This is a genomic window from Streptomyces sp. MK37H (assembly GCF_018035285.1).
Lineage (GTDB): Bacteria > Actinomycetota > Actinomycetes > Streptomycetales > Streptomycetaceae > Streptomyces > Streptomyces endocoffeicus.
This window is the reverse complement of the sequence record NZ_JAAAYH010000610.1, coordinates 1-4,073: the sequence shown is the minus strand read 5'-3', so window position 1 is coordinate 4,073 and position 4,073 is coordinate 1. Positions and strand designations below refer to the sequence as shown.

The following is a 4,073-nucleotide window of genomic DNA, read 5'->3' as shown; positions in this document are numbered from 1 at the left end:
AGAGCGCGTACCACATCCGGGTCGCCACCTCCCCCGACCGGCTCGGCGAGCCGGACGTCTGGGACAGCGGCAAGACGACATCGCGCCAGTCGGTCCTGGTCCCCTACGACGGCCCGGCCCTGCGCCCGCGCACCCGCTACCACTGGTCGGTACGGGTCTGGGACGGCCACGGCCGCCCCTCCCCGTGGTCCGCCCCCGCCTGGTGGGAGACCGGGCTGCTGAACTCCGGTCAGTGGCAGGCCCGTTGGGTCGCCGCGCCCGCCGCGCTGACCGCGCCCCCGTCCCTGGAGGGCGCCTCCTGGATCTGGTTCCCCGAGGGGGATCCGGCCACCGAGGCCCCGGCGGCCACCCGGTGGTTCCGTACCTCCGTCCACGCCCCGGGCACCGTCCGCCGCGCCCGGCTGGTGGTGGCGGCCGACGACGGCTTCACCGCCCAGGTGAACGGCACCGAGGTCGCCGCCCGCGAGGCGGTGGGCGTTCTCAAGGCATGGAGCCATCCGGTCACCGTCGACGTCACCGAATTCCTCGACCAGGGCACCGCCACCCTCGCGATCGCGGCCACCAACGCCGAGAAGGGCCCGGCGGGGCTGCTGGCCACCCTGGAGGTCACCACCGAGGACGGCACCACCCACCACCACACGGACGCCACCTGGCGCACGACCGACACCGAACCCCCCGCCACCTGGGCGGACCCGGACCACGACGACAGCGGCTGGGCCACCGCCAAGAAGCTGGCAGCCTGGGGCAGCGGTCCCTGGGGCAAAGTGCTCCCGCTCCAGTCCCCCGCCCAGCTGCGCCGCACCTTCCGGCTCGCCAAGCCCGTGGCGCGCGCCCGGCTCTACTCCACGGCCCTGGGCCTCTACGAAGCGCACCTCAATGGCGTCCGCGTCGGCCGCGACCAGCTGGCGCCCGGCTGGACCGACTACCGCAAGCGCGTGGCGTACCAGACCTACGACGTCACCGACGCCCTCCGCCGTGGGACGAACGCCCTCGGGGTGACCCTCGCGCCCGGCTGGTACGCCGGGAACATCGCCTGGTTCGGCCAGACCCAGTACGGCGACCACCCCGCCCTGCTCGCCCAGCTGGAGGTCACGTACACCGACGGCAGCACCGAGCGCATCACCACCGACCAGCAGTGGCGCGCGGCCACCGGGCCGCTGCTCACCGCCGACCTGCTGATGGGCGAGGAGTACGACGCCCGCGCGGAGACCCCCGGCTGGACCTCACCGGGTTTCGACGACACCGGCTGGCACCCCACCGTCACGGCCACGGACATCACCGCCGAGGTAGTGGCCCAGACCGACGCCCCGACCCGGGTGGAACGCGAGATCAAGCCGGTCAAGGTCACCGAACCCGCCCCCGGTGTCCACCTCTTCGACCTGGGCCAGAACATGGTCGGCAGCGTCCGCCTCACCGTCTCCGGCCCGGCCGGCCACAAGGTCCGGATCCGCCACGCCGAGGTACTCAACCCGGACGGCACCGCCTACACGGCCAATCTGCGCACCGCCCGCCCCGTCGACACCTACACCCTCAAGGGCGGCGGCCGGGAGACCTACGAGCCGCGCTTCACCTTCCACGGCTTCCGCTACGTCGAGGTCACGGGCTACCCCGGAACGCCCTCCCTCGACGCGGTCACCGGCCGGGTGATGCACACCGCCGCCCCGTTCACCCTGTCGTTCCACACCGACTCGGCGATGCTCAACCAGCTGCACTCCAACATCACATGGGGTCTGCGCGGCAACTTCCTGTCCATCCCCACCGACACCCCGGCGCGGGATGAACGACTCGGCTGGACCGGCGACATCAACGTGTTCTCCAGCACCGCCGCCTACACCATGGAGTCCGCCCGCTTCCTCACCAAGTGGCTCCAGGACCTGCGCGACGGCCAGACCGACGAGGGCTCCTTCCCCGATGTGGCACCGCACCTCGGCGACATCGGCAACGGCGTGGCGGGCTGGGGCGACGCCGGGGTGACCGTGCCCTGGAACCTCTACCAGGCGTACGGCGACACCCGGGTACTGCGCGAGAACTGGCCGGCCATGCGGCGCTGGATCACCTACCTGGAGCGGCACAGCACCGACCTGCTGCGGCCCGCCGAGGGCTATGGCGACTGGCTCAGCGTCGAGGCGGACACCCCCAAGGACGTCATCGCCACCGCCTACTTCGCCCACGCCACCGACCTCGTCGCCCGCACCGCACACGTCCTGGGCGAGGACCCGGCCCCGTACGAAGACCTCCTGGCCCGCGTCAAGGCGGCCTTCAACCGCGCGTACGTCTCCGCCGACGGCAGGATCAAGGGCGACACCCAGACCGCGTACGTCCTGGCGCTCTCCATGGACCTGCTCCCCGGCAACCTCCGCACACCCGCGGCCGATCGCCTCGTCGCCCTCATCAAGGACCGCGACTGGCATCTGTCCACCGGGTTCCTCGGCACCCCGCGGCTGCTTCCGACCCTCACCGAGACCGGTCACACCGACATCGCCTACCGCCTGCTCCACCAGCGCACATTCCCCTCCTGGGGCTACCAGATCGACCGGGGCGCGACCACGATGTGGGAGCGCTGGGACTCGATCAAGCCGGACGGGAGCTTCCAGGACGTCGGGATGAACTCGTTCAACCACTACGCCTACGGCTCGGTCGGCGAGTGGATGTACCAGAACATCACCGGGATCGCCCCGGCCGCCCCCGGCTTCCGCGAGATCCTCATCCGGCCCCGCCCCGGCGGTGAGGTGCGCTCCGCCGAGGGCCGCTACGACTCCCTCTACGGCCCGGTCACCACCCGCTGGTCGCAGGACGAGGACTTCACCCTCACGGTGTCCATCCCCGTCAACACCACGGCCCAGATCTGGGTCCCGGCACACCGCGCGACGGACGTGACCGCTCGCGGCGCCCGCCTGCTGCGCATGGCGGACGGCTGCGCGGTGTTCGCCGTGGGGTCGGGGACCCATCACTTCTTGACGCGTGGCCGACCGCGCGGCTAGGTTTCTTGAATCGTTTCATGAAGGAGATTCATGTCTGACGTTCCAGCCGTGAAGGCGGCCCTCAAGAGCCAGGCGGTCGAGACGCCGTCATGGGCGTACGGCAACTCCGGAACCCGCTTCAAGGTCTTCGCCCAGCCCGGCGTCCCGCGCACCCCCCAGGAGAAGCTGGACGACGCCGCCCAGGTGCACGCCGTCACCGGGGTCGCCCCCACGGTCGCCCTGCACATCCCCTGGGACACGGTCGAGGACTACGGGGCGCTCGCCAAGTACGCGGAGGAACGCGGCCTGAAGCTGGGCGCCATCAACTCCAACGTCTTCCAGGACGACGACTACAAGCTGGGCTCGGTCACCCACCCCGACCCGGCTGTCCGCCGCAAGGCACTGGGCCACCTCCTGGAGTGCGTCGACATCATGGACGCCACGGGCTCCCGCGACCTCAAACTGTGGTTCTCCGACGGCACCAACTACCCCGGCCAGGACGACATCGCGGCCCGCCAGGACCGCCTCGCCGAGGCGCTGAGCGCGGTCTACGAGCGTCTCGGCGGGGACCAGCGGATGCTGCTGGAGTACAAGTTCTTCGAACCCGCCTTCTACACCACGGACGTCCCGGACTGGGGCACCGCCTACGCCCACTGCCTCAAGCTGGGCCCCAAGGCCCAGGTGTGCGTGGACACCGGCCACCACGCGCCCGGCACCAACATCGAGTTCATCGTCGCGCTCCTCCTGCGCGAGAAGAAGCTCGGCGCCTTCGACTTCAACTCCCGCTTCTACGCGGACGACGACCTGATGGTCGGCGCCGCCGACCCCTTCCAGCTCTTCCGGATCATGTACGAGGTGGTCCGGGGCGGCGGGCTGACCTCGGGGGTGGCCTTCATGCTCGACCAGTGCCACAACATCGAGCCCAAGATCCCGGCGATCATCCGCTCCGTGATGAACGTCCAGGAGGCCACGGCCAAGGCCCTCCTGGTCGACCGCGACGCCCTCGCCACGACCCAGCGCGAGGGCGACGTGCTGGGCGCCAACGCGGTCCTGATGGACGCGTACAACACCGACGTACGGCCGCTGCTAGCCGAGGTCCGGGAGGAACTGGGC

The 4,073-nt window shown here is 71.0% G+C and carries 2 protein-coding genes; both read left to right on the top strand.

Features of this window, described 5'->3' with window-relative positions; all coding sequences use genetic code 11:
• Nucleotides 1–2,981, top strand: a 2,981-nt coding sequence (locus GWI24_RS41500) for an alpha-L-rhamnosidase (RefSeq protein WP_210951191.1), incomplete at its 5' end; no start/stop codon positions are given.
• Between the two features lie 30 nt (nucleotides 2,982–3,011).
• A partial coding sequence (rhaI, locus tag GWI24_RS41495; RefSeq protein WP_210951190.1) for an L-rhamnose isomerase occupies nucleotides 3,012–4,073 on the top strand: 1,062 nt, incomplete at its 3' end.